The sequence below is a fragment of the Flavobacterium omnivorum genome, from assembly GCF_900099915.1.
GTDB lineage: Bacteria > Bacteroidota > Bacteroidia > Flavobacteriales > Flavobacteriaceae > Flavobacterium > Flavobacterium omnivorum.
The window spans coordinates 16,122-41,845 of the sequence record NZ_FNDB01000011.1; the positions used below are offsets into that span (position 1 = coordinate 16,122).

The 25,724-nt window shown below is 35.5% G+C and carries 18 protein-coding genes and 1 tRNA gene; 7 read left to right on the forward strand and 12 right to left on the reverse strand.

Annotated features, from left to right (window positions below):
• Window positions 1-634 precede the first annotated feature (634 nt).
• Window positions 635-1,558: a LysR family transcriptional regulator gene (locus tag BLS90_RS11170; RefSeq protein ID WP_091257723.1), complete on the forward strand. Its 924-nt coding sequence runs from the start codon at window positions 635-637 to the stop codon at window positions 1,556-1,558.
• A 158-nt stretch (window positions 1,559-1,716) separates the two neighbouring features.
• The gene (locus BLS90_RS11175) at window positions 1,717-2,667 is read left to right on the forward strand and encodes an NAD(P)H-dependent flavin oxidoreductase (RefSeq protein WP_091257725.1); all 951 of its coding nucleotides are present in this window, start codon (window positions 1,717-1,719) and stop codon (window positions 2,665-2,667) included.
• 257 nt (window positions 2,668-2,924) lie between these two features.
• Here BLS90_RS11175 and purL read toward each other — a convergent pair whose 3' ends face one another.
• From purL to BLS90_RS11200, 4 genes are all read right to left on the reverse strand, one after another.
• Window positions 2,925-6,626: a phosphoribosylformylglycinamidine synthase gene (purL, locus tag BLS90_RS11180; RefSeq protein WP_091257728.1), complete on the reverse strand. Its 3,702-nt coding sequence runs from the start codon at window positions 6,624-6,626 to the stop codon at window positions 2,925-2,927.
• Between the two features lie 91 nt (window positions 6,627-6,717).
• Window positions 6,718-8,550, reverse strand: coding sequence for an endonuclease (locus tag BLS90_RS11185; RefSeq protein WP_091257730.1), 1,833 nt, complete (start codon window positions 8,548-8,550; stop codon window positions 6,718-6,720).
• 335 nt (window positions 8,551-8,885) lie between these two features.
• A complete protein-coding gene (locus tag BLS90_RS11195; RefSeq protein ID WP_091257735.1) occupies window positions 8,886-10,730 on the reverse strand; it encodes an endonuclease in 1,845 nt (614 codons plus the stop codon).
• 151 nt (window positions 10,731-10,881) lie between these two features.
• Window positions 10,882-12,408 (reverse strand): right-handed parallel beta-helix repeat-containing protein, encoded by a 1,527-nt coding sequence (locus BLS90_RS11200; protein ID WP_091257737.1) that lies wholly within the window; start codon window positions 12,406-12,408, stop codon window positions 10,882-10,884.
• A gap of 115 nt (window positions 12,409-12,523) precedes the next feature.
• Between BLS90_RS11200 and BLS90_RS11205 the strand changes: the two genes are divergently transcribed.
• The 4 genes from BLS90_RS11205 to BLS90_RS11220 all read left to right on the forward strand — a co-directional run bounded on the left by BLS90_RS11205 (window position 12,524) and on the right by BLS90_RS11220 (window position 15,088).
• A complete protein-coding gene (locus BLS90_RS11205) occupies window positions 12,524-12,961 on the forward strand; it encodes a PaaI family thioesterase (protein WP_091257739.1) in 438 nt (145 codons plus the stop codon).
• Window positions 12,962-13,087: 126 nt separating this feature from the next.
• On the forward strand, window positions 13,088-14,167 hold the full coding sequence (locus tag BLS90_RS11210; RefSeq protein WP_091257741.1) for an isochorismate synthase: 1,080 nt from the start codon (window positions 13,088-13,090) through the stop codon (window positions 14,165-14,167).
• A 53-nt stretch (window positions 14,168-14,220) separates the two neighbouring features.
• Window positions 14,221-14,937, forward strand: coding sequence for a bacillithiol biosynthesis deacetylase BshB1 (gene bshB1, locus BLS90_RS11215; protein ID WP_091257743.1), 717 nt, complete (start codon window positions 14,221-14,223; stop codon window positions 14,935-14,937).
• A gap of 75 nt (window positions 14,938-15,012) precedes the next feature.
• Window positions 15,013-15,088: transfer RNA gene (locus BLS90_RS11220), tRNA-His, on the forward strand.
• Between the two features lie 104 nt (window positions 15,089-15,192).
• On the opposite strand, the gene BLS90_RS11225 is transcribed toward BLS90_RS11220, so the two are convergent.
• Entirely contained in the window at window positions 15,193-16,023 is an 831-nt protein-coding gene (locus tag BLS90_RS11225; RefSeq protein WP_091257746.1) for a ferritin-like domain-containing protein, read from the reverse strand.
• Window positions 16,024-16,044: 21 nt separating this feature from the next.
• The gene (locus tag BLS90_RS11230) at window positions 16,045-16,788 is read right to left on the reverse strand and encodes a ferritin-like domain-containing protein (protein WP_091257748.1); all 744 of its coding nucleotides are present in this window, start codon (window positions 16,786-16,788) and stop codon (window positions 16,045-16,047) included.
• A gap of 875 nt (window positions 16,789-17,663) precedes the next feature.
• On the opposite strand from BLS90_RS11230, the gene BLS90_RS11235 reads away from it, so the two are divergent.
• Window positions 17,664-18,860, forward strand: a complete 1,197-nt coding sequence (locus BLS90_RS11235) for a PAS domain-containing sensor histidine kinase (protein ID WP_091257749.1) — start codon at window positions 17,664-17,666, stop codon at window positions 18,858-18,860.
• 186 nt (window positions 18,861-19,046) lie between these two features.
• Here BLS90_RS11235 and BLS90_RS11240 read toward each other — a convergent pair whose 3' ends face one another.
• The 6 genes from BLS90_RS11240 to BLS90_RS11265 form a co-directional block, all read right to left on the reverse strand.
• Complete coding sequence (locus BLS90_RS11240; RefSeq protein ID WP_091257751.1) at window positions 19,047-20,060, reverse strand: M28 family metallopeptidase; 1,014 nt, start codon at window positions 20,058-20,060, stop codon at window positions 19,047-19,049.
• Between the two features lie 4 nt (window positions 20,061-20,064).
• On the reverse strand, window positions 20,065-21,132 hold the full coding sequence (locus tag BLS90_RS11245) for a DUF3667 domain-containing protein (RefSeq protein ID WP_091257753.1): 1,068 nt from the start codon (window positions 21,130-21,132) through the stop codon (window positions 20,065-20,067).
• Window positions 21,133-21,234: 102 nt separating this feature from the next.
• Window positions 21,235-22,005 carry a dienelactone hydrolase family protein gene (locus BLS90_RS11250; protein WP_091257755.1) on the reverse strand — a complete coding sequence of 257 codons (771 nt, stop codon included), beginning with the start codon at window positions 22,003-22,005 and terminating at the stop codon, window positions 21,235-21,237.
• A 112-nt stretch (window positions 22,006-22,117) separates the two neighbouring features.
• Window positions 22,118-24,316 (reverse strand): penicillin acylase family protein, encoded by a 2,199-nt coding sequence (locus BLS90_RS11255; RefSeq protein ID WP_091257757.1) that lies wholly within the window; start codon window positions 24,314-24,316, stop codon window positions 22,118-22,120.
• A 1-nt stretch (window position 24,317) separates the two neighbouring features.
• Window positions 24,318-25,181 carry a cyanophycinase gene (locus BLS90_RS11260; protein WP_091257759.1) on the reverse strand — a complete coding sequence of 288 codons (864 nt, stop codon included), beginning with the start codon at window positions 25,179-25,181 and terminating at the stop codon, window positions 24,318-24,320.
• A gap of 42 nt (window positions 25,182-25,223) precedes the next feature.
• The gene (locus BLS90_RS11265) at window positions 25,224-25,676 is read right to left on the reverse strand and encodes an Lrp/AsnC family transcriptional regulator (protein WP_091257761.1); all 453 of its coding nucleotides are present in this window, start codon (window positions 25,674-25,676) and stop codon (window positions 25,224-25,226) included.
• Window positions 25,677-25,724: the final 48 nt, after the last annotated feature.

Genomic DNA, 25,724 nt, shown 5'->3' on the forward strand with positions numbered 1-25,724 from the left:
ATAATCAAAATCACAGTCCAGAGCATTAGCGTCAAAAAAGATCGTGTTAGTTTCATGTTTTATTGTGGGATTTATTTGTTGTTAAAGGATAGAATTGATCATAAAATTACAGGGCAATAATATTTTTCGAATATGAAAATTGTGTAGAAAGTAAGTCGTCTATTAGTATGGTGATTACTAAAGCTGAAATTAAAACAGCAGTCCATAGGATTATTTTAAAAGTTGGTTTTGTTAGTTTCATTTTTTCGGTGGAATTAGCTGTACTAATATTTTTTATTTTATTATTTGTAATTTTAAGGTTGTTCTGCTTTTTGAAGTGGAATTACTTCGCTTAACTTCTAATTTATCAAAAAGTTAAGCGAATTTCATAAGCACCTATATGCATCTTTAAAATCCTATTATTTAGTTACTAATTCAAAATATTAGAAAAGTAAATGGTATAGAGCAAATTCCAGCGCACGACTGTATGCGGCAATTCCTGTTTTATAATTTTCTTGTTTTTCATTTCACAAATACTCGTACTTAAACTCTTTTTTGTTTACTAAAAGAGGTGCTACTTATATAACAGCAAATTTGAGTGTTTTTATTCATAAATTTTTATTTATATTTGCAATAGTAATCATTAAATAAATTTATGAATTATACTTTACATCAGCTTCAGATATTTTTAAAGGTTGTCAAAACGCAGAGTGTCACAAAAGCGTCCGAAGAGTTGCACTTAACACAACCTGCGGTATCTATTCAACTCAAAAATTTTCAAGATCAATTTGACATTCCCTTAACCGAGGTGGTAGGCAGAAGATTGTATGTTACCGATTTTGGAAACGAAATTGCTGAGGTAGCAGAAAAAATAATAAATCAAGTCGAGGCCATTAATTTTAAAACGATGGCGTACAAGGGGCAATTAACTGGACGATTAAAAATTTCTATTGTTTCGACAGGTAAATATATCATGCCGTTCTTCCTAGCAGATTTTATTAAAGAACATTCCGGCATCGAATTGCAAATGGACGTAACCAATAAAAGTGGAGTAATTAGTAGTTTGGAAAAAAACGAAGTAGATTTTGCCTTGGTGTCTGTTTTACCTACAACCTTAAATATTGAAAAATTAGATTTGCTTCAAAATAAATTATATTTGGTCAGTGACTCTAAAACAGACTTTAAAGATGCTACAGATCTAAATGAGATATTCAAAGAAATTCCGCTAATTTACAGGGAAAAAGGGTCTGGTACGCGCCAAACAATGGAACGTTTTATCGAGCGAAATGCTGTTGTTATTCAAAAAAAAATGGAACTTACTTCTAATGAAGCAGTCAAGCAAGCGGTGATCGCAGGATTAGGATGTTCTATTATGCCTTTAATTGGAATCAAAAATGAGTTATCCAGTCAGGAACTGCAAATGATTCCTTTTAAAGGGTTGCCAATTAAAACAACTTGGAGTTTAATATGGCTGAAAGGAAAAAAACATGGTCCAGTTGCTGCTGCGCTCTTGGATTATATGCATAAAGAAAAGGACAATATAGTTAAAGAAAAATTCAATTGGTATGAGAATTATTAAGTGTTTTTACTAGTATAAAATAGCTTCGAATCTTTTTTTAAAACAAAACCTGTTTCATATTTGTGAATTAGTATGTTCGTCATTGGAATGATATAACTGTAAATAGTAGGCATGCATAGTATGTTTACTTATATTTGTTTCAATTAAAACTTAAAGTAATGATAAAGCCCACGTTAACCTCTCTTTTAAACATTCATAGACCGCTTATAATGGCCCCAATGTTTTTAGTTTCGAATACTAAAATGGTAATTGAAGGAATGAAAGTAGGTGTGGCGGGTTGTATACCGGCCCTAAACTACAGAACCTTAGAGGAATTACGCGCTTCAATTCTGGAGCTTAGAGCTGCTAAAGTTCCCGGAGGAAGTTTTGGATATAATTTGATTGTCAATAAATCAAATATAAAATACAAAGACCAATTAGCTGTTTTATGCGCCGAGAAAGTAGATTTTATAATCACTTCTTTAGGATCACCCGAAGAAACTATTAATGCCGCCCATAAAGTAGGAATAAAAGTTTTTTGTGACGTTACCGATTTGGCTTTTGCCAAAAAAGTTGAAAGTTTAGGTGCCGATGCTCTGATTGCAGTCAATAATTTGGCTGGAGGACACAGAGGGGATCATTCGCCAGAAGATTTAATAAAAGAGTTGGATGTGAACACAACATTGCCCGTTATTTCTGCAGGTGGCGTGAGTACTAAAGCGGATTTAGATACAATGTTACATTATGGTGCAGTTGGCGTATCTGTGGGTAGTCCATTTATAGCCTCAATCGAATCAGGCGTTTCTGAAGAGTATAAACAAGCTTGCGTCGATTATGGTGCTAAAGATATTGTTCTAACGGAGAAAATATCTGGTACGCCTTGCACAGTGATCAATACACCTTACGTTCAAAAAGTAGGAACGAAGCAATCTTGGATTGAAAGGACTTTGAGCAAGAATAAAAGTCTGAAAAAATGGGTAAAAATGATTCGCTATCTTTTAGGATCAAATGCCGTTACCAAAGCAGCTACCGAAGTGACTTACAAAACAGTTTGGGTGGCTGGGCCTACCATTGAAAACACGATTGCAATCCGACCTGTTTCCGCGATTGTTGATACATTGACGGTTTGATTTGACACAGTTTTATGGTTGTCCATTTTGAATTATAGGACTCCGTAGGACTTTTTTTCAAATTTCCCGAAAAACTAGTGCTATACTGAACGCCTAGTGTTGCAAAATACAACAGAGCTTTTTAAAAATAGCTTCTTGTCCTCTTATGCGTTTCCTGTTTTTCAAGGTAAGATTGTTTATCTCGCATTAAATATTTAAATAGTATCCCACAAAAAAAGCGCTCTCGAAAGAGCGCGCTTTTGGTATTTTAATAAAAATTATTTTTTTTCCATCCATTTTCTGGCATTGACAAAGGCTTCATGCCAAGGCGAAACTTCATCGTTTCTATCTTTTGGATAATGTGCCCAGTTCCATTGAAATGTAGAACGCTCAATATGTGGCATCATCACTAAATGGCGGCCTGTTTTATCACACAACATCGCTGTGTTATAATCGGACCCGTTTGGATTAGCAGGATAGCCTTCATAGGCATATTTAGAAACAATATTATAATTTTCTTCGCCCATTGGCAAGTTGAATTTTCCTTCTCCGTGCGAAACCCAAACTCCTAATGTACTTCCTGCTAATGAAGAAAGCATCACCGAATTGTTTTCCTGTACTGTCACTGATGTAAAAATACTTTCGTGTTTATGACTTTCGTTGTGCAGCATTTTTCCGTGTACTTCATGCTCTGGATTAATCACTTCTAATTCCATGAACAATTGACAACCATTACAGATTCCAACAGATAATGTGTCTTCTCTTTTGAAGAAATTATCTAAAGCTGTTTTGGCTTTTTCATTGTATAAAAATGCTCCGGCCCAACCTTTGGCAGAACCTAAAACATCTGAATTAGAAAATCCACCAACAGCTCCAATGAACTGAATGTCTTCCAAATTTTCACGACCTGAAATCAAATCTGTCATGTGAACATCTTTGACATCAAAACCGGCTAAGTGCATCGCATTGGCCATTTCACGCTCCGAGTTACTTCCTTTTTCACGAATAATAGCTGCTTTGGGTCTTGCTAGAGAAGCGTCGATAACTGGTTTTTTTCCTGTAAAATGTGCAGGGAAAGTATAGTGTAACGCTTGGTTTTTGTAATTGTCAAAACGCGCTTGAGCCGTTCCGTTCTTCGATTGTTTTTGGTCTAATAAAAACGAAGTTTTGAACCAAATATCTCTGTATTTAGCGATGTCGAAAGTCAAAATTTCATGAGAAGAACTGATTACTTCCAGTTTGGCTCCCTCTCCTTCTGGGAGGGCTGGGGAGGAGATTCCTATTTTATAGAAAGAAACATTATTTTCTTTTAATTTGGATTCCAATTCAGTATCTGATTTCGCTTGAATGACAATTCCAATATTTTCAGAAAATAGGATTTTAACCAAATCTTTTTCTTCGAATGCAGAGAAATCTATTTTTGCTCCCAAATTCACATCTGCAAAACACATTTCTAATAAAGTCGTGATCAAACCGCCACTTCCAATGTCATGTCCTGCAAGGATATTGTTTTCTAAAATTAATTCTTGAATCGTATTGAACGCTCTTTTGAAAAATGCAGCATCCTTAATCGTTGGCACTTCTTTTCCAATAGTATTTAACGTTTGCGCAAACGAAGAACCGCCTAATTTGAAATCATCTTGTGACAAATTAATGTAATAAATAGAACCGCCCTCTTTCTGTAAAACAGGCTCTACTACTTTTCTAATATCCGTACAATTTCCACCTGCTGAAATGATTACCGTTCCCGGTGCGATTACTTCGTCATTTGGATATTTTTGTTTCATGGATAGTGAATCTTTTCCGGTTGGAATATTGATTCCCAATTCGATTGCGAAATCAGAACAGGCTTCCACTGCAGCGTATAAACGAGCGTCTTCTCCTTCGTTTTTACACGCCCACATCCAGTTTGCTGAAAGTGAAATTCCCTTTAATCCGTCTTTTAGTGGTGCCCAAACAATGTTTGATAAAGATTCAGCAATAGCAGTTCTGGTTCCTGCCACCGGATCAATTAATGAAGCAATAGGAGAGTGCCCAATTGAAGTTGCAATTCCTTCTATTCCTTGGTAATCCAAGGCCATTACACCACAATTGTTCAATGGCAATTGCAAGGGTCCAGCACATTGTTGTTTGGCCACTTTACCACCCACACAACGGTCTACTTTATTGGTCAACCAGTCTTTACAAGCTACAGCTTCCAGTTGAAGTACTTGTTCTAAGTAGGTTGAAATGTTTTTCTGGTCGTAACTTAAATCGCTGTAGTTTCTTTCGATAGTTTTGTCTGTCATGACCACTTTTGGAGAACTTCCAAAAAAGTCTTCCAAAGCAAAATCCATTGGTTTAGCACCAGTTGATTTCGATTGAAAAGTAAAACGGTGATCTCCGGTTACGTCTCCTACTTGATACATTGGGGAACGCTCACGGTCTGCAATTTTTTGCAATAAATCGATGTTTTCTTTGGCGATAACCAATCCCATTCTTTCTTGAGATTCGTTACCAATTATTTCTTTTGCCGAAAGGGTAGGATCTCCCACAGGCAATTTATCTAAATCAATTAATCCGCCCGTTTCTTCCACCAATTCTGAAAGGCAGTTCAAATGTCCACCAGCTCCGTGATCGTGAATCGAAACAATTGGATTGATGTCACTTTCTACTAAACCACGAATGGCATTGGCAGCACGTTTTTGCATTTCTGGGTTCGAACGTTGAATCGCATTCAATTCAATTCCTGAACTGAAAGCTCCTGTATCTGCTGAAGAAACTGCAGCTCCACCCATTCCAATTCTATAATTTTCACCACCAAGGATCACAATTTTGTCCCCTGTTTGTGGTTTTTTCTTAATCGCTTGGTCTAATTTTCCGTACCCAATTCCACCAGCTTGCATAATCACTTTGTCGAAACCTAGTTTGCGTGCGTCTTCTTCGTGTTCGAAAGTCAGAATAGAACCTGTAATCAATGGTTGTCCAAATTTATTCCCAAAATCAGAAGCTCCATTTGACGCTTTGATCAAAATATCCATTGGCGTTTGATACAACCATTTTCTTTCGGTCATACCGTTTTCCCACGGTCTATTTTCGGCTAAGCGAGAGTATGAAGTCATGTAAACTGCCGTTCCTGCCATTGGCAAAGAACCTTGTCCACCTGCTAAACGGTCCCGAATTTCTCCACCAGAACCCGTTGCAGCTCCGTTGAAAGGCTCTACTGTTGTTGGGAAATTATGTGTTTCTGCTTTTAATGAAATAACTGAATCAAATTCTTTTACTTCATAAAAATCAGGTTTATCAGCACTTTTAGGTGCAAACTGTTGTACTCGTGGCCCTTTTACAAAAGCAACGTTATCTTTATAAGCCGAAACAATATCGTTCGGGTTTTCCTGAGATGTTTTCTTGATTAATTTGAATAATGAAGATTCTTTTTCTTCCCCGTCAATGATAAATTTTCCGTTGAAAATCTTGTGACGACAGTGTTCTGAATTGGCTTGCGAGAAACCAAAAATCTCAGAATCTGTTAGTTTTCGTCCTAATTTAATCGCTAAATTGTCTAAATATTCTACTTCTTCAGGACTTAAAGACAATCCTTCTTGTTTGTTGTAAGCAGCAATATCATCAATGTCCAAAATAGCTTCCGGAAGTACGTTGATAGTGAAAATATCTTGATTTAGTTCGCTGTATTTTTGCGAAAGCATTGGATCAAAATCAAAAAAGTCAGCAGTAGCTTTGTGAAATTCTTCGATTCTGATAATTCCGGAAATCCCCATATTTTGAGTGATTTCTACGGCATTGGTACTCCAAGGCGTTATCATTGTGGCGCGAGGACCAACAAAAAAATCCGTCAGTACGGATTTTTCTATTTTATTTGAATCGGCAAAAAGCCAGTTAAGTTTTGAAATGTCTTGAGCCGACATTTCGACTTTGCTCAATGCGTTTTGCGTATGTACGGCATAAACAGTCTTGCTTTGGTTTTCAAAGAAATGGATCATTGTTATGTAGTTTGTTGTATTGCGGTGCAAATTTAGTCAATTAAGATTAAATTTGGAGCAAAAAAAAAGCGGCAATTTGCCGCTTTCCTAATTAGTTGATTATTAATTTCTTTATGACTGAATTTGAGTCGATAGTCACTCGGACCAAGTACGTTCCTTTTACACTATTTGGCAACGTAATTTCTGATTTATTGCTATTTTCTTCGCTGTAAATTTTCTGACCAATGATAGAATAAATTTCAATAGAATACATTTTATTCGAATTATTGACAGAGAAAGTTCCATTGGATGGATTTGGATAGATAGCAATATCATTTATATCTAAAGCCTCACTGGTTTTTGGTGTTTTTTCAATCTTACGACTTCCTAAATTGTTACACGTATCTGAAGCGTAAGAATCCCATTGGGTTGTTTTATTGAAAGTAGTCGTAGGAGCGGTAACGGTTGCTTTTCTTCTGATAGTTTCATCTACTGAAAAATTTGCCGTTCCACCGTTAAAAGTTCCAATGATGTCAATTAATACGCCATTTTTGAATAAACCGATAGGGTCATTTCCATTAAAAGCGATCTCAGTTGCTGATGTAGAAAGATTAGCTGAACTTGTAGGATAACAACTGGAGGCCATTAAACTATTTACAATAGTGAATTTATTTCCGGTATTCAACGTTCCTGATAAAGATAGTCTAGTGCTCCATGAACCGGAACCATTGGTTTGTTTTTTGATGCTATAAATCGATAAGTTGATTGCTGCGCCAGTTGCATTTGAAATTTCTAATGCTTTATTGTTTGAGGAACCTTCAATATATTCTGAAAATAATAAATCGGTTGCAGTAGAACCGCTTGCAGTTGTTGTAACGTTCAGAGTGTTACTTGAAACAGAAATATTTCCGGCAGCATCTTTAGCCTTTACAGTGAAATCGTAAGTTGTTGAAGCAGTTAATCCTGTAATAGTAGTGGAAAGTCCAGTTACAGTTGCTTTTAAAGCGCTGTTCATATAAACATTATAGCCAGTTACAGCAGTGTTGTCCGTTGATCCCGACCAACTTAATGAAATGGAGTTCGTTGTTTTTGTAGTGGATACTAGGTTCGCTGGAGCAGTTGGAGCTTGTGTATCAGCTGTTGGATTCCATACTGCTTGAACGTATTCAGGATGATCAATATATGGATTCCTATTTTTTTGGATTGCATATATAGCATTGTTGCGTGCTATTTCTCTCGCGCTAACTGGATCTTGATTGTGCCAAGAAATAAGTAAATTTAAAAATGCTGTAGTAAATACTTGGTTACTTGAGTTATTAAACATAGCATAAGAGTATCCTGCAACAGTATTTTCATAACGGGTTGCAAAATAAAAGTACATCCGTGCAATATCTCCTTTAAAATCGTTAATAGGTTCAAAAATAGGGCCCGTATATCCAGAGATCGTACTTGCGCCAAGCTTGCTTCCGTTTAAGGAGGTCCAAGTAGGAGAAGTCACTGGTCCATGAGGGTAATTGGAACGCTGTCCGTTTACTTTTCCATCGGTTGGTGTTATGAAATGTGCATCAGAAACCATTGGTGCAGCGGAATTGAAAGTAGATTGCGGAATAATATGTTCTCTATTGTAACAATCGCCTTCTACGCTATAAGTACCGCATCTTTGTGTTGTTCCTGCACCATACGAGTAAGGATCTGTTCCTGTTGGCTTTTCAGAATACATATCTAAAATTGTACCGTCATTTTCATAGTAATAATCCCTATCTGATGTTTGATACGTGGTATACAATCCTGCATATCCTGGGTCAGTATGTCCTTTGATAATGTTGTATAATTGTGTTTTTAGGGTGTAGCCAGTTCCTGTCGAAGTGGCGTAATAGCCGCTTGGTATTTGAGCTATCGCCGCTGTTACAACGAGAAGTAATAATGTCGAGTAGATTTTTTTCATAGGGTAATTTTATTTGGTTAGTTTGGGGTTACTTTCAGGCAATAAAGCTTAATTTTTAATTTTTATTTTACTGAAGTTGCGCAAATTTATAACTTTTATAGTGTTTTATGTTAAGGAATTGTGAATTTTATTATGATTTTATTAACATAAATGGCAGCGTTGAAATAAAATATATTTTATTAATGTTTTTTGGAAAATGGCAATTTAAATTACGGTCTAAAGTCGGATTAGTTTTTCAAGCCTATTTTTGGCAAGAGCTGAAGGACTTAAAATTGGCTATTTTGGGCATAAAAAAAGCGGCAATAAATGCCGCTTCCCCCATATTATTTGTTTAATTAATTTACAATTAGATTTTTAGTACTAGATTGCGTGTTGCTTGTGATCTTAATTACGTATACCCCTTTTTGTAGATTGTTTACGGTAACAGCAGAGCTGTTACTAAAATCTTTTTCAAAAACTTTTTGACCTAATACTGAAAACACTTGAACATTGTAGTTTTCATTTGGATTTCCGAAATTTATTTTGAAGTTACCGTTTGATGGGTTTGGATAGATTGTAAAAGCACTAGCGTCAAAATCATCGTTGGATAAAGTAGCTAAGGAATGACTTCCAATCCCATTACAAGTATCTTTGGCATAAAGATCCCATTCTGCTGCTTTATTGAAAGTTGTATTTGGTGCAGCAATACTTGGTTTTCTTCTTAGCGTTTCATCAATAGCAAAATTTGATGCTCCTCCGCTAAATGTTCCAATAATATCGATTAGGATCCCATTTTTAAACAAGCCCATTGGGTCATTACCGTTAAAAGCTTCTTGAGCAGATGATAAGTTTGCATTAGAGGATGTATAACAACTAACAGCTATTTGTGGATCAACTAAAACGAATACAGCACCTGAGTTTAACGTTCCAGTCAAACTTAATCCAGCGCTCCATGCTCCAGCACCATTAGATTGTTTTCTAATGGAGTACCCTGTCAAGTCAACTGCAGCTCCAGTAAAATTGGCGATTTCTAATGCTTTGTTAAAACTGCTTCCTTCAACATATTCTGAAAAGAATAGCTCTTTAGCTCCAGATCCACCTGCTGGGGTAGCAGTAGTTGTTCCTGTTACTGTTGCACTTGCTGCAGAGGAGTTTCTCTCATCGTCTCTCGTAATGATATAAAAGTTGTAGCTAGTAGAAGCTAATAACCCAGAAACAGTTGCAGTTAATCCAGTTTCAGTGGATTTAAAAGTGTCGTTTACATATATATCATACCCTTTAACAGCTATATTGTCTGAGGCTGCAGACCAAGTTAATCTTGCTGAATTTGAAGTAATGTCAGTCACTGCTAAATTTGTAGCAGCAGTAGGAGCTTCTGTATCTGTAGGTTCTGTAGTCCAAACAGCTGTTACATAACTTGGATTGTCAATATAAGGATTTCTGTTGTTTTGACGCGCAAAAATAGCGTTGTTACGTGCAATCTCTCTGGCACTTACTGGATCTTGATTGTGCCAAGCTAACAATTGATTTAGAAATGCCATGGTAAATACCTTGCTAGTTGAATTATTGAACATTGGGTAATTGTATCCGGCAACCGTATTTTCATAACGAGTTGCAAAATAGAAATACATTCTGGCAATATCCCCTTTGAATTCATCAATTGGTTCAAAAACAAGACCTGAGTAACCAGCAGTTGTGCTGGCTCCAAGTTTACTTCCGTTAAGAGTAGTTTGAGTTGCAGTTGTTACTACAGAATGGGGATAATTGGATCGGATTCCGTTCACTTCTCCGTCAGTAGGAGTAATAAAATGCGCATCCGAAACCATTGGTGATGCTTCGCTAAATATAGATTGTGGAATAATGTGTTCTCGATTGTAACAATCGCCTTCTTTAGCGTAACCACTAGATCCGCATCGCTGCGCAGTTGCAATGCTGTACGTGTATGGATCTGTTCCCGCTGGATTCTCGGAATACATGTCTAAAACTGAACCATCTTTTTCAAAGAAATTATCAATATCTGACGTTTCATAGGTGATATATAATCCTGCGTACGTTTGTACTGTATGGTCTTTTATAATATTGTACAATTGAGTTTTCAACGTATAACCAGTTCCTGTTGCATTTGCATAGTAGCCATCTGGCGCTTGTGCAAAACCGGCTGTAAAAATAAATAATAAGAGTAAAGAGTAGATTTGTTTCATAGTTTGATTCTTGGTTTAATTTGGTTTTAAAATGAATTTTTATGTTGTAATCGGAATTTGGTCAAAACTACTATTTATATCACAGTTTAATGTTACTAGATGTTTAATTAAATGAAGTGTTTTTTTATATGCAGTTAATAATTACTGTTTTCTATTTGGGAAAGGCTTTGCTTTGATACGCACCTAAATCAGGGGGTAGCGTTCTAGTAGTTCCTAAAATATCTAAGGGAATTAAATAAACCGAATTCCCTTTTGCGAAAGCGGAAGAAGTTGCATCAATGTTCAATTTATGCTGTGGAACACTCAAAAATTTAGGGTCCTTATTCAAAATTATACCATTATAATGTGCTGTGTCCGCAGTAAATTGATAATTGGGATTGGTGGTAAATGGATTGGACACGTTGTCAAATTTGATGAGACAATGGTTGAACTGGTATTCAAAAGTAGCTTCACTTTTTTTATTCAAAATCATCTCATTGGAATAGGAGCCATAAATGATACAATTATTAAAAGTAGCAGCAGTCAAATCTCGCGCTTCAGGAATTGCTCCCGTAATATTGTTGCTAATAAAAACGGTCACTTGTTGCGAACTATTCCAGTTATTGTTGAAAGTGCAATGGGAGAATTTATAATTTCCTCCATACGTACAAGCTAAACTCGCTTGCCCAGCATTGTTAATGACTACGTTTTCGGCATTGATTTTTGCGGTCTGCGCCAAAATTCCGTAGTTTGCTGAGTTGTAAATTTGTGCATTTTTGATTGATGCTGTGGTGCCATCATTATTTTGAATCAACAAGCCTATGGTAGCATTTTTTATTGTGAGGTTTTTTATTGTGTTATTGGTGCTGCCGTCAGTAAGCCAAATCGTTCCCCATTGTCCTGGTACGTTTGAAAAATTAGTTTCTAAACGATCGCCTTCAAAAACAACTTCGTTTTCGAGCTTGTCCGTTGTAGAAAGTGCTCCATTGACTTGTATCGAAGCTTTATTGGCTACAATAAGTCCAGAATTAGCATGAAAATGCACTCTAGTTCCAGCTTCAAAAGTGGCCGTTTTGTTTGAAGGAATCGCTGCATAGCCATAAATCACATACGGTTTGTCATTGGTAAATTGCAATTCATTTCCGTTTATGGGATCATTTTCATCCAGATAAAAACCATCTATTTTTTCATTTCCAATGGGCAGTGTTTCAGTGGTTCCATCAGCAAAACGCTTTGGATACAGGAAAACAGCGTCTTGAATCAGCGTAACCAGTTCTATATTTTGTAGGTTTTCGCCGCTGTCAAACTGAATTTGATCGGTATATAAAAAATCGCTTGGGTTAGCATCAGCAGTATTAGCAGTAGTTTCTATAAAAATATACAAACTGTCTTTGGCTAAAAGGTCCACATTGTTGAAAATTTTACCTTCTGTTCCCTGCATTCCATCAACGGTCATTCGGTATTTAGAACTTAATCCTTTTCCTAATTTAATACTTGGAATGGTAATGTCATTTTTACTTTTGTTGTATACTTTGAGTCGGTACGTACTGGAACCAATGTTTGAGAAAACAGTGTCGAGATAAATCGTATCCTTGGAAAACATTAAATCTCCAGTGCTGGCTACGGTCTCAAAATCAGATCGACAGGAACAAATAGAAAGTACTATTCCAATAAAAAGCAAGACTATTTTGGTTCGCATCTGGTTGTATTTTTTGTAAAAATAGGAAAAATCTATTTTCGAAATCAGAATAACAATTGTAATTACTGTTTTGTGACTTATCTTTTATTTAATTTTACATTTTTAAAGCAAAAATATGACATTCGACAAAGAAAAAATACTTCAATATTGCAATCACGTTTCTAAAAACACCTTAATGCAGACGTTAAATATTGAATACACGGACGCAGGAGAAGATTTTTTAGTAGCTACAATGCCCGTTAATCCTTCTGTACATCAGCCAATGGGATTATTGCATGGTGGAGCGTCAGTGGCTTTAGCAGAAAGTGTAGGTAGTGCCGCTTCTATGATTTATGTAAATTCCGAACTAAGCGAGGTGCGCGGAATTGAAATTTCAGCCAATCATTTGAAAGCTAAACGAGACGGTATTGTAACGGCAACCGCACGAATCGTGCATAAAGGACGAAGCATTCATCTTTGGGAAATACGAATTACGGATGAAAAGAATACCTTAATATCGCTTTGTAAATTGACAAATATGATTTTGCCAAAAAGAAAAAGCGTAGATAAATAGTTGCATTTTACTTGTGACTAAAGCCAAAAAGAAAGGCAAGGAAAAGCACTAAAATGGTTTTAACAAAAATCTGCCAGATGATAAAACCCTTTTTTTCAATAGAATTTATATATTAAAACATTAGAAATGATTGATTTTTTTATAAAAGTAAAACAGCAAAAAGCTCAAAATTTACCTTTTGTATTGTATCGGAAACCAAATAATATCAAATTAATTGGTTTTTTTCAAAATAACGATCACTTATATTTTGCCGAGAATTTTGAAGAGACCGGATTTGTTTTCGCTCCTTTTCAAGGAAGCCAAATGATATTGATTCCCAGAAATCAATCCGTAAAATGGGAAACATTAGTGACTTCTTCTGATGAAAATAATGCTCTGGATTTCAAAGATTCAGAAGATATTAAAGCCAAAGAACATTTTGAAGGGCTTGTACAAAAGGGAATTAACGCTATTGCAAAAGGTACTTTGAAAAAAGTAGTAGTGTCTCGGAAAGAAATTGTTAGTGTGTCAAATTTTGATTTAGTTTCAAATTTCGAAAAATTAATTCAAACTTATCCCACTGCTTTTTGCTATTGCTGGTTTCATCCCAAAATAGGTTTATGGATGGGCGCTTCACCGGAGCGATTACTAAAGGCCAATTCAGATACTTTTTATACAATGTCATTAGCAGGTACTCAAAAAATGCAGCCTTCAAAAGAAGTAGTTTGGAAAAAAAAGGAAATAGATGAACAGCAATTTGTAACTGATTTCATTTTGAATAATTTAAAGGATTTGACTTCAGAAGTAGCTTTTTCTAGTCCGTACACTGTACAAGCTGGAACTTTAGCACATATTAAAACAGACATTGAAGGTGTAATTAACGAGCATTCAAGCTTAAAAGAAGTTGTTTCCGTTTTGCACCCGACGCCTGCCGTTTGTGGATTACCAAAAGAAGTCGCAAAAAATTTTATTTTGGAAAATGAAGGCTATGACCGAGAATATTATACCGGTTTTTTAGGTGAATTAAACAAGGAAGGATTCAATACTGGAGAGATAAAATCCGATCTGTATGTGAATTTGCGATGCATGCAAATCAAAGACGATTCGAAACGCGCAATCACTCAAGCGCAGTTGTATGTGGGCTGCGGCATTACAAAAGATAGTATTCCAGAAAATGAATGGAAGGAAAGCGTTAATAAATCTGCTACAATGAAACAAGTGCTGTAGAAGATTTGGTTTAGATAATTAGTAAGTTTCGATATTAAAAAAAAACAAATAAAATGAAATTAGATATACTGGCTTTTGGTGCGCATCCTGATGATGTGGAATTGGGTTGTGCAGGAACCATTTTAAAAGAAATCTCGTTAGGAAAAACGGTGGGAATAATTGATTTGACTCGTGGCGAATTAGGAACTCGCGGATCTGCTGCAATAAGAGATCAGGAAGCTAGTGCAGCTGCTGCTATTTTGGGCGTTTCTGTCCGTGAAAATTTAGAAATGCGAGATGGATTTTTTGTCAATGATGAAAACCATCAAATGGAAATCATAAAAATGATTCGTAAATACCAACCAGAAATAGTTTTATGCAATGCGATTGATGACCGTCACATCGATCATGCAAAGGGAAGCAAGTTGGTTTCAGATGCTTGTTTTTTAGCTGGATTGATAAAAATAGAAACCACAGAAGCGGGAGAGAAGCAGACTGCCTGGCGACCTAAAATTGTATATCATTACATTCAATGGAAAAATATAGAGCCTGATTTTGTGGTTGACATTACGGGTTTTACAGATAGAAAGATTGCAGCGATCTTGGCTTACAGTTCTCAGTTTTATGATGCCAATTCGAACGAGCCTGAGTCCCCAATTACGAGTAAAAACTTCTTGGAAAGCCTAAATTACCGTTCTAGAGATTTGGGACGGCTTTCTGGAGTAGAACATGCAGAAGGTTTTACGGTAGAAAGATATTTGGCAGTCAATAGCTTAGGAGATTTGATCTAAAATAGATGTAAATTTTTAAAAAAATTATTTGCAAAAGTAAACTTATGTTGTATATTTGCCACCGCTAAGCAGTATGGTGGTTGTAGCTCAGTTGGTTAGAGCATCGGTTTGTGGTACCGAGGGTCGCGGGTTCGAGCCCCGTCTCCCACCCAAAAAGGTAAAAGCCTCTCAGAAATGAGAGGCTTTTTTTGTGGAATAACGTGTTGAATTTCAATTTTATAAAACACTGAGTTTATTTGAAATTTCAACTAATAATTACACGATAAATAGATTCGCGATAGTAACAGTTTCAGCTGTAGTTAAGGGCTCATCATAAGCTTCAGATCCGGCAGCTGCTCCAAAAAGTGTGGCTGTATTGTAACCTACCTGAGTGGTAACTTGTTCACCGTCATAAACTGCTTGAGTTGCCGCAGGCATTCCAGCTCCTCTTTCGTTTCCAGTAATCCATCCTTTTAAACCCCGTAATCTTCTTACTTCCGAGGCATGGCGGGCTTCCACTGAATGAATTTGCAATGCTGCTGTTAATAAATCAGGGGTAGATATTAAATTAGCAGCTTGTCCTTTATAGGCACGAACTCCCGTATCTTCAAAAGCTTGTGCCAAAGCCAGAAATTGAGCGTATGCTGCAGTTTTTCCAATTCCAGTTGCATTAAAAGGATCAAAAGCACCACCAACAGTAAAATCAAAAGTGGGTTTGGCAACAAAATTAGCACTTCCAGATCCTCCTAAACCTGCAATCAGGAAGGTAACGTGATCAGTTTCATGTGCAGAAATTTGCATAAATACTTTTTCTTCTCGGCCACCTGTTGGAATTACTCCTGAGGCTAAACCCATAATATAGAATTCTTTTTCTAAATATTCCAGAGTTAGCGCCAGTTGCAGGGCTCCAATTGGAGTTGCAGGTGTAGGACTAATATCAGCAGCAAATGCATTAGAGGAAGTTAACCCAGCAAGACCAAACGGCACAGCTGCTAATGCAGCATTTTTACCTAAATGTCCAAATAAATTGAAACTGTCTCTTCTTGAACCTTTACCATTCATTAAATTCTCATTGGTAAACGGTTCTAAAAATTTTAATATGTTCATAATGATAAGATTTAAGTTTAATTAGGGTAAAAATTGTGCAGTAAAAGAAGTTGTTATAAATCCACCGGCAATAGGTAGCACTTCAGAAGGATTTTTTACGACATCAAGTCCGCTAGTCGTGTTTATTACATCATCACCAGCAAAATCAGCGGAATTGGGATTAATTAAACTTCTAATCGCAGAAGCATGACGTGCTTCGACCGAAACAATTTTTCCAGCCAATAGCAAATAATCAGGATTTGTTAACAATTTACCAGCACCATTGTAAGCCGCAACTCCAGTGTCTTCTAAAGCTTTTGCAGTGGCTAAAACTTCATTTCGGCTATTGAAATTTAAACTACCATAACTAAACGCCAAATTTGGAAGTAATTGAACGCTTGGATTAGGAAGGGCACCGGTTAATGCAGTTTTGAAAAATTCTCTGTGAATTACTTCATGATAATACAAATCAGTTAGAACTTGTCGTTCGCTTGCATTAAAAGTTGTTGTGAAGTTGCTTGCATTAACTACTTTCGTATAAAAGTCGGCTTCTAACTGCTCTAATGCGTAAGCATAACTCAGTACACCTAAATCGTTGCCGCCTAAATCAAATTTTCCATTTCGAACACCTGGAAATTTATCATCAGCAGCGGGATTGTCATCATCGTTACATCCCATCATAATCAGTCCTGTGCTGGCAACGACCAGTCCGCTGATTTTAAGAAATTCCCGTCGACCTTTGAGGGTAGCGGAACTTACTTCATTAATTTTCACTTCATTTTTCATAATTAAACATTTAAAAGTTAGTAATCAAATTTGGTAACCCATGCGTATTATAGAACTTGATATTGATTCAGGTGGAAGTAATTTTTATAATTATTGCTTTTTTTATGCGATTCTCTTTTCTGATTGGTATCCTAGCTTTTTTTCTATGTTGCGAAGGTGGAATCTAATTTTGAGTATGAAAAAAATATTCTCTGCTTACTCTTTACTCAATACTGTTAGTAAAGCACTTAAAGTAGCACTGTGATGATTGGTGTTTTAATGAGTTCAAATTTAGGCATAAAGCTTTATTGAAAACTTATACAATTCGTTCTAAAATTTATAGAATTATTGTAATGCGTTATATAACAGTAAATTATATTTTACTTCTAGGTTTGGTTTGAAATATAATGGCATTAATATCAAGAAAGAATTAACTCAAGGATTGGAGCTAGATTTTCAACTGGAAAGGCTTTAACTTAAGAAATAGTTGTAGTTTTAATACAAATCCTAATAAGCATTTGAATCAGTCTGTAATTTATTCGAATGGAAACACTTTAGAAGAATTAATATTTTACTAATGAAGGTATTTTAAACTAAAAAAATCAATAAATTAATCACCTTTTGCTACGAAAGGTTTTGCGAGATTGCAGTTACTATTTTATTAGCTTGAATCGTAAAAAAAAGTAAAAAATCACATTGAAGTCGATAAGGTTATTTAGAATTTTCTTATATATCGAGTCAAGAAAATAGCTTTTTTAGTGCTTATTGGGCCTTTAGGTTTTAAATTCTTTGGATTAAATCAATCGTATTTTCTTTTGTCTATCTTTGAACGCCTTAGATAGTCAAATCAATTGATTATAAGCTTTCAAAATTTAAAATATTATTTAAATAATTTAATGGAAAACGAGAAAATAAATGCTAAAATCCTTAAAAATAAATACATTCCAACAGCTGAGTTTTATAGCCAAATAATTGATAGTTTACAAGATTATTCGATTTTCACTCTCGATAATGAATTTATAATAAATAGCTGGAGTTCTGGAGCTGCAAAAATTTTCGGTTATGAATCGGATGAAATTATAGGAAAAAGTTTTGATATAATTTTCACGGAAGAAGATATAAAAAATGGTATTCCGCAAACCGAAATTCAAGCTGCGCTATTAGAGGGTAGAGCTACAGACAATAGATGGCATATTTGTAAGTCTAAAGAAGTGTTTTATGCTTACGGTTTGGTTTTTCCGCTCATCGGTGTGGACGGCGAAAGATTGGGATTTGTTAAAATTCTGCGCGATCTGACGGAACGAAAAAAATCAGAAGATGCCATCAAGAAATATGTTAAAGAACTGGAAGATTTAAATGCACACAAAGAAAATGTACTTGCAATTGTATCCCACGACTTAAGAAGTCCATTATCTGGTATTATAGGAACGGCAGAATATTTGAAAACAAATTTTGACCGATTAGAATCCAAGAAAGCAAAAGAAATGCTTGATTTACTTCATAAAACAGCGGTAGATGAGTTAAATATGCTAGATAATTTAGTAGAATGGGCTAGAATAAAATATGCATCTGAAGTGTTTTCTCCAACAAAGATTACCCCTTTTACTTATGTACAAAAGGTTTTTGATTCCTTACGTGAAACAGCCTCTTTGAATTCTATCACTCTTTGCAATATAATCGAAGCAGATACTAGTGTTTTTGCAGATGGAAAAATGGTACTTTCTGTTTTTCAAAATATAATTTCTAATGCCATCAAGCATTCTTTACCTGGAGGGGAAATTACCGTTTTGGCGAAAATTGAAACAGAAAAAGTAATAATTCAGATAAAGGATTCCGGAATTGGAATGTCTAAAGAGGTTTTAGATAAACTTTTTACGCCTCAAATGAGTACACTTTCAAAAGCAAGAAAAGATAACAAAGGTGCTGGAATAGGCTTGTTATTGGTGAAAGGATTTCTAGAAAAAAATGATGGTGAAATATGGGTTGAAAGTGTGGAGGGAATAGGATCTTCTTTTTACTTTTCTCTGCCAGCGGAGGAATCTCTATTTAAAATCGATAGTGCAGACAAAATTGAATTTGACGAAAGGGTTTAATAAACAAAGAGCAAAAAAAGAGCTTTTCAATTTATTTCAAAGCTCTTTTTTTATGGGATTTGCACAAGGGATAGTAGGGGAAATCCTTTTTTATCTCGTTTTTTTGACGAGATAAAAAAGATTGCAACGGATAGCCCGACCAAGCTGTAACGTTAGTGAAAGCGTGGATGTGCCCAAATATGTAGTCTATTTTTTATCTACAATTGGTCTTTCGCTGCGATTTGCAAGCTCCCAGGCGATAACAAAAGCAAACTTTGCTCTTTTTGCTAGTGCATCATATTCAATTTTGTCGGGACTGTCCGTTGGTTTATGATAGTCCGCATGAACGCCATTGAAAAGAAAAACAGAAGGAACTCCGTTTTTAGCAAAATTATAGTGATCAGATCGCTCATAGAAATGGTTTGGATCTTTAGGATCGTTGTATTTGTAATCTAAATTCAATTGGGTATATTTTGCGTTTGCAATGGTACAAATGTTATCTAAATCGGATGACAATCGGTTTGCTCCAATAACATAAACATAATTGTTGCTGGCTGCATGTGCTTCATCGCGTCGGCCTATCATATCTATATTGATGTCGGTTATTGTGCTAGCTAGGGGAAATAATGGATTTTCAGAGTAATATCTGGAACCATGCAAGCCGTGTTCTTCGCCGGTAACATGAAGAAAAAGTATGGATCGTTTAGGACCATGCCCTGCTTTTTTAGCAATTTGGAATGCTTGCGCAATTTCAAGTAAAGCAACAGTTCCTGATCCATCATCATCAGCACCATTATAAATTTCTCCATTTTTTGCTCCCACGTGATCGTAGTGCGCTGAAATTACAAGCACTTCATTCGGTTTTTCAGATCCTTCAATGTAGGCCCAAACATTTTCTGAATCGGGTAAATTTTCGTTGCGTTTTGCATTTAGAAAAGCAGCAGGGATTTTTTGGTAAAAGTCTGAAGCGCCAGTTGGGAAGCTGATGTCGTTTTTCTTGTATTGATCGATGAGGTACACACCTGCTTTTTTCTGTCCTGCAGATCCAGTTTCACGGCCTTCCATTTCATCGGAAGCCACGATATAAAGATGTGTTTTTAATTCTTCAGCAGTAATTGTATTCATGTATTTTGTTGGTTCCACCTGAGCGAAACTACTTTTTTGAGAGGCACAGCTTAAGGTTAAGATAACGGACAGACTTAATAAAGAGATTTTTTTCATTTTTTTAATGTAAATTGATAAAGGTGTAAAGAGCAAAAATTGATAATATAATTAGGACCAGAATAAAGTTTATAAAAAATAACAAGCTACTTTTTATAAAAGATATCATGCGGGTTTCACCATAAAAACGATGATGTGCGGGATAAAAATAATAAATCATCCATCCAATTCCGATAAAATTAACCACAATCTGTATAAAAGTTATAAAACTGGATTCTGTAAATGGTGACAACGCTTTGTTAATGAGGAACAAAAGCAGAAAAATCAATAATAAAAAGGAGAAATAATGTAATGTGAAAATTCCATGATCAAAATAATACCAACGTTTTTTATTATGGAATAGCCAAAGGAAAAAAGCAAAAAGAGGCATGAATACAAACAGCACTTTGGGTAAATTGTGGGTAAAGGAGCTTATAAACTTTTCAATGATTTCGCTTTGTGTGTTGTTGTCTTTAACGATTTGGAATTTTTTAATCATCCAATAACTAAAATCGGACAGCTTTTTTGATTCTGGAGCATTTTTTTGGATACAGTCCAATTGTTCCAAGGAGTCGTCTCCAAAATCTTGAAATGTTTGGACAGAGTCCAATTGTTCCGCGGAGTTGAATCCAAAATCTTGAACTCCGTCTTCTTCCTCAATTGAATCAGTTTGGTTCTTTTTTACCGAATCATTTTTGGTTATAATATTCTGAAACGATTTGTTTTTGGTGGTAATGGTGGATTTCTTTTCGATGGTTTTTTCTGAAGAATTGATTTTGCCGGGGAAAATGGCAATCAAAAGAAAAGTGATAAAACTTATAAAAATATAAAGTCGAACTGGCGCTAAATAGGAGAGTCGCTTTCCGGAAAGGTATTCTTTAGTTAATGCAGCAGGTTTGAATAAAAGATTTTTTATAGTGCGCCAAAAAGCATTTTCATAATGTGTTAAATCCTCAAAAAAATGTATAAAGAGGTGGTGAAACGTCTTTCTGGTATCGGTATTTTCTTCTCCACAATTAGGACAGAATTTATTTTCTACCACATATCTGCAATTAAGGCAGGTTTTGTCGTTTCGGATTTTACTTTTAGACATAAAAAAAACAGTATAAATTATAGAATTCTTGCTACATTTTAATATATAAAACTAACAAAAAAACCGAACTTATACTGCTTTTGAAAAATTATATTGGAAAAATTATTTCAAAACTTCTTTTAAGAAGGAATTCATACGTTCCCAAGATCGTTTAGCGGCTTGTTCATTATAGGCAGCTCCTTTAGAATTATCGTTTCCTGCTTCTGGATCTGTGAAGGCATGAACAGAATTAGCATAATAAATCATTTCCCAATCTGCTTTTGTATCACGCATTTCTTGTTGAAAAGCAGCTACTTCTGTAGCTGGAACGTAGGTGTCATCGGCACCATGTAAAACTAAAACCTTTGCAGTTATTGGATTGTTAATGCGGGAAGCATCACGTCCTAAACCGCCATGAAAAGAAACTACTCCTTGGATTTTTATTCCAGCTCTCGCTGCTTCAAGCACGCCTGTTCCTCCAAAGCAATATCCTATTACAACAATGTTATTAGGATTAGCTCCTGCTTTTACTAATTGGTCTAAAGCGAGTTGAATGCGTCTTTGATAATCAGCGACATTGTTTTTGTAAAAACCTGCTTGTTTTCCTGCTTCTTGTGTAGTTGTTGGATAATTTCCTTCACCATAAATATCAGCGACAAAGGCATAATATCCCATTTTAGAAAGCTTTGCTGCGGATTCTTTTGCATGAGTATCAATCCCTTTCCAAGCGGGAAGAATTAGAATACCTGGTTTGGTTTTGTTTCCTTTCTTTGGAGCAACTGACAATCCATTTAATTTTTGATTTCCATCCGTATATTTTACTGCTTTAAGCTGGGCAAACGCACCATTGGAGAACAATAATAATCCTAAAAAGATAAAAAGAGTATTTTTCATAATTGTTATTTTTATAGATACAAATTTCTTAATTAAGCAGTTATGAAAGTAAGACTTTAATTTTTTTATCTTATAACTGTATTTTGAATTCTTATAGTGAAGAACAAAATGTTTATTCGCCAGGATGATAGCTTCGCTCGGCATTTTTTTGTACCTCTTCCTTATAAAACAATACTTCTTTGAATTGTCCTTTTCGATACCGATCTGCTTGGTCGTAAAAATGTTTTGATTTTAGATCACCGCTATTTCCGCCTGCTAGTAATGATTTGGCTTTTATTTTTGGTCCAAATTCTACCGCACATACAAAACTATTCCCGTTAAATCCATAGCGTTTTTTGGTGTCTTGGTAGGAGCTTTTATAAGCAGGTAAGCTCCCCCAAATTGCTGGGCCATAAGCAATGGGCAGGCTTTCTAAAGCATCATTATAAATCAGATTAATTTCTCCTGAACTTCTTTGGAACCGATTCATTTCTCCCCAAGGAATCTGCCAAGTTCCAAATTTTATTTTCAATTCGTCGACAACCATTTTTAGTTGAGGAATCAATTGTTCAGGAAGTGCATTTTTTGCAAAAGTACGGGTGTTTTCTACTTGGTCCATTTCACCTTCGTTAATGTATACTTTTTGAACAATCTTATCCAATTTATAACCCCATTCGATGGCTAATGTGGTTGCAACAGAATTTTCTTTGGCATAATAATCCCAATTTTGTAACTGGCTGATCGGTTCAATTAATTCATTATATAGTGCATCTTCTGTACTAATATTTTTTTTAAAACTGGAGATTAACGAGGGGATTAGAACTTCGAACGCCGTTAGTTTAGTATCGTATCCGTCAGCAATTACTTTATCTAATGTATACTTAGTTCCTTTGCTTAATAATCGCACCGCATTTAATCCTCTAAAGCTTTCTCCGTCAGGCGCCATATAAGGAAGGTAATTTTCTTTTTTTGGACTATTGTCTCCAGCTACGGTGTAAGGGGTAGAGTTGCAGTTTTGTAACCAGCCGTTTATAGGATTATAAGAATGAACGGTTTCTGAAACGTCATGCAGTCCCTTCCATTGTGTTGCTGTTGTAGTGCCGTCCATCACTTTTGACCAGTTTAAATTTTTATCGCGAATGGGAATAAAATTGCCATGCCAGTAGGCAATGTTTCCCTCTTTGTCAGCATAAACGGTGTTGTTAGATGTATTGGCTTTTAAATCCATTGCCTTTTTATAGTCTTCAAAACTTTTTGCTTTGGTACGCACCCAACTTTGTTCTAGACTTTTCATGGAGCGGTTATTTGATTTTAAGCTAATCCATTTCCCATCTCTTTTGGACATAATTGGACCGTTATTGGTAGCATAAGTTTTGAATGTTTTTGGAATTAGTTTTCCGTTTTCTAGATATTTGATAGTGATCCATTTTTCGATTATGGGTAACAATTTTTTATCGTATTCGTAAAACAGTTTGTTGTTTTTAGTTGTAATCTTTTCTGCGTACATATCGGCTACATCTACATTTGATGAGGTGTGCATCCAGCCACAACTTTCATTAAATCCTTGGTAAATAAAGAATTGTCCCCAAGTTACAGCCCCATAAGCGTTTAATCCTTCTTCGCTGCTCATCTGGATTTCTGGTCTGAAATAAAAAGTAGTATGCGGATTAATGTATAAAATGGCATTTCCCGAAGCTGTTTTTGAAGGCGCTATTGCAAATCCGTTTGAGCCAGTTTGTACGTCTTTTTCACGTTCGATATAAGCGACTTTATCTGTATTTCCAGAATAAAATGCTTTTAATTCTCCAGTGGTTAGATCAGCGGTACTAATGGCACCAATGCTGCCGTCAGTCCAAAGTAATGGAAACCAAGGTTCGAAATGAGTCAATAAAGCGGGCTTTACTTCAGGATGATTATAGAGGTAAAAGTTAATGCCATCAGCATAACTGTCTAATAGTTTTTTAAGCCATGGAGCGGCTTTTATATAATCGGCTTTGGCTGCTTCGGTATCGATTAAAAGTTTAATTTCTAAATCATTGTACAAAACAGCTTGTCCTTTAATTTCGGAAAGGCGTCCTAATTTTTCGATGTAATTCATTTCGACACGTTTGAAATCATCTTCACATTGTGCATATAACATACCAAATACAGCATCAGCATCAGTTTTACCATATACATGAGCAATTCCCCAATTATCTCTAATAATGGTCACTTGTTGAGACCGATTTTTAAGTCGCGCTACTTCTTTAGTTGTTGCGTTTTGTGAAAATATTGGAAAACTAAAACAAAAAACTAAAACAAACAGCGGTAAATGATTCTTGAAATATTTCATTTTATTGGATTTTAAATTTTTGACCTTGATTATAAACAGCCATTTCTAGGCTTTTGATACTGACCAAATTGGACTTTTTGGACTTTGTTATTCCTTTTGGTTTTTTGACCACAATTACTTCGCTTTCACCAGCAATTTCGATTTCTTTATTACGTACAATTAACGCAGTGCTTTCATCAATACCAATTCCTATGTGATCTGGGAATTCAACTAAAGCAGAAAGTAAGCGATTGTACCGGCTCCTTTTTATGAAATGCTGGTCGATAATTACATTTTTGATCAGACCTAAACCTAAGGAAGTTTCTAGATTATCGTATCTGATGTTATCAAAAGTTGCGGAGTATTTAGTTTCTAATTTTTGGTTGCCTGTAATCATGTGCTCGCACATAACCGCAGCTCCAGCGCTGGTTCCCGCTATTGTACTTCCATTTTCATAAGCTCGGTGAATGGCGGTATATGTTGGCGTATTTTTGATTACATCCATAAAACGAGTTTGATCTCCTCCACTAATGAAAATTAGTTTTGCGTTTTGCAAAGAATCATTGAGTGCTTTATTAGTCGTAGATGTGGTATCAAAATTCAGCATAATAATTGGATTTGAGGTCAGTTTTTGGAATTGTTCCTTAAAATAAATGTAGGCACTATCCGGTTCTTCGCTTGACATGGGCAAAACAACCACATAATCTTTTTTCTTCAACTCAGAAATACTGATTAATTGCGTCATATGCGCATCTGATCGATGTCCGCCTCCAATGATGAATAGTTTCCCTTTTGTATTTTGAGCCTGAATTGTGAAGCAACACAAAAAAGCAAAAAAGCTACTTCGAACTTTAAGCGCGAGAACAGAATGTAAATGTTTTTTCATCTGTATTTTATTGGTTTAGTCGAAAGTTAAATAGATTCTTAGCTATAACGATACATTTCTTTTAAATGCGCAACCCAATTCAATTATAGAATCGGTTTTGGCAATGCCAGGAATAGTGTCTATTTTTTCATAAAGGACACTGCGCATGTGCTCGTGATCTTTAGCGATGATTTTCACATAAAGCGTAAAAGAGCCAGTAATATAATAACATTCTGTTATTTCTGGAATCTTTTTCAATTCCTCAATAATTCGATTTGAATCTTGATCCTTATTTAACGTGATTCCAGTAAACGAACCCCAATCATAGCCCACTTTTTTTTCATTTATTACTGGTTTTATACCAGTAATAATTCCTTGTTCTGTTAATCGATTGATGCGTTGGTGCACCATGGTGTTTGATATTTTTAAATGAGTCGCAATGGCTGAATAGGCCATTCTTCCATCTTTTTCTAGTTCTTTGATGATTTTGATATCGAATTCGTCTAATATATCCATGTTATTGTTACTATTAATGATGAAGGTTTTGTAGAGGTATAAATGTAC

What these genes read in the sequence shown, in the direction of transcription:
- BLS90_RS11170 (WP_091257723.1), top strand. Translation starts at nt 635, where the DNA reads ATGAATTATACTTTACATCAGCTTCAGATATTTTTAAAGGTTGTCAAA.
- BLS90_RS11175 (WP_091257725.1), top strand. Translation starts at nt 1,717, where the DNA reads ATGATAAAGCCCACGTTAACCTCTCTTTTAAACATTCATAGACCGCTT.
- purL (WP_091257728.1), bottom strand. Translation starts at nt 6,626, where the DNA reads ATGATCCATTTCTTTGAAAACCAAAGCAAGACTGTTTATGCCGTACAT.
- BLS90_RS11185 (WP_091257730.1), bottom strand. Translation starts at nt 8,550, where the DNA reads ATGAAAAAAATCTACTCGACATTATTACTTCTCGTTGTAACAGCGGCG.
- BLS90_RS11195 (WP_091257735.1), bottom strand. Translation starts at nt 10,730, where the DNA reads ATGAAACAAATCTACTCTTTACTCTTATTATTTATTTTTACAGCCGGT.
- BLS90_RS11200 (WP_091257737.1), bottom strand. Translation starts at nt 12,408, where the DNA reads ATGCGAACCAAAATAGTCTTGCTTTTTATTGGAATAGTACTTTCTATT.
- BLS90_RS11205 (WP_091257739.1), top strand. Translation starts at nt 12,524, where the DNA reads ATGACATTCGACAAAGAAAAAATACTTCAATATTGCAATCACGTTTCT.
- BLS90_RS11210 (WP_091257741.1), top strand. Translation starts at nt 13,088, where the DNA reads ATGATTGATTTTTTTATAAAAGTAAAACAGCAAAAAGCTCAAAATTTA.
- bshB1 (WP_091257743.1), top strand. Translation starts at nt 14,221, where the DNA reads ATGAAATTAGATATACTGGCTTTTGGTGCGCATCCTGATGATGTGGAA.
- BLS90_RS11225 (WP_091257746.1), bottom strand. Translation starts at nt 16,023, where the DNA reads ATGAACATATTAAAATTTTTAGAACCGTTTACCAATGAGAATTTAATG.
- BLS90_RS11230 (WP_091257748.1), bottom strand. Translation starts at nt 16,788, where the DNA reads ATGAAAAATGAAGTGAAAATTAATGAAGTAAGTTCCGCTACCCTCAAA.
- BLS90_RS11235 (WP_091257749.1), top strand. Translation starts at nt 17,664, where the DNA reads ATGGAAAACGAGAAAATAAATGCTAAAATCCTTAAAAATAAATACATT.
- BLS90_RS11240 (WP_091257751.1), bottom strand. Translation starts at nt 20,060, where the DNA reads ATGAAAAAAATCTCTTTATTAAGTCTGTCCGTTATCTTAACCTTAAGC.
- BLS90_RS11245 (WP_091257753.1), bottom strand. Translation starts at nt 21,132, where the DNA reads ATGTCTAAAAGTAAAATCCGAAACGACAAAACCTGCCTTAATTGCAGA.
- BLS90_RS11250 (WP_091257755.1), bottom strand. Translation starts at nt 22,005, where the DNA reads ATGAAAAATACTCTTTTTATCTTTTTAGGATTATTATTGTTCTCCAAT.
- BLS90_RS11255 (WP_091257757.1), bottom strand. Translation starts at nt 24,316, where the DNA reads ATGAAATATTTCAAGAATCATTTACCGCTGTTTGTTTTAGTTTTTTGT.
- BLS90_RS11260 (WP_091257759.1), bottom strand. Translation starts at nt 25,181, where the DNA reads ATGAAAAAACATTTACATTCTGTTCTCGCGCTTAAAGTTCGAAGTAGC.
- BLS90_RS11265 (WP_091257761.1), bottom strand. Translation starts at nt 25,676, where the DNA reads ATGGATATATTAGACGAATTCGATATCAAAATCATCAAAGAACTAGAA.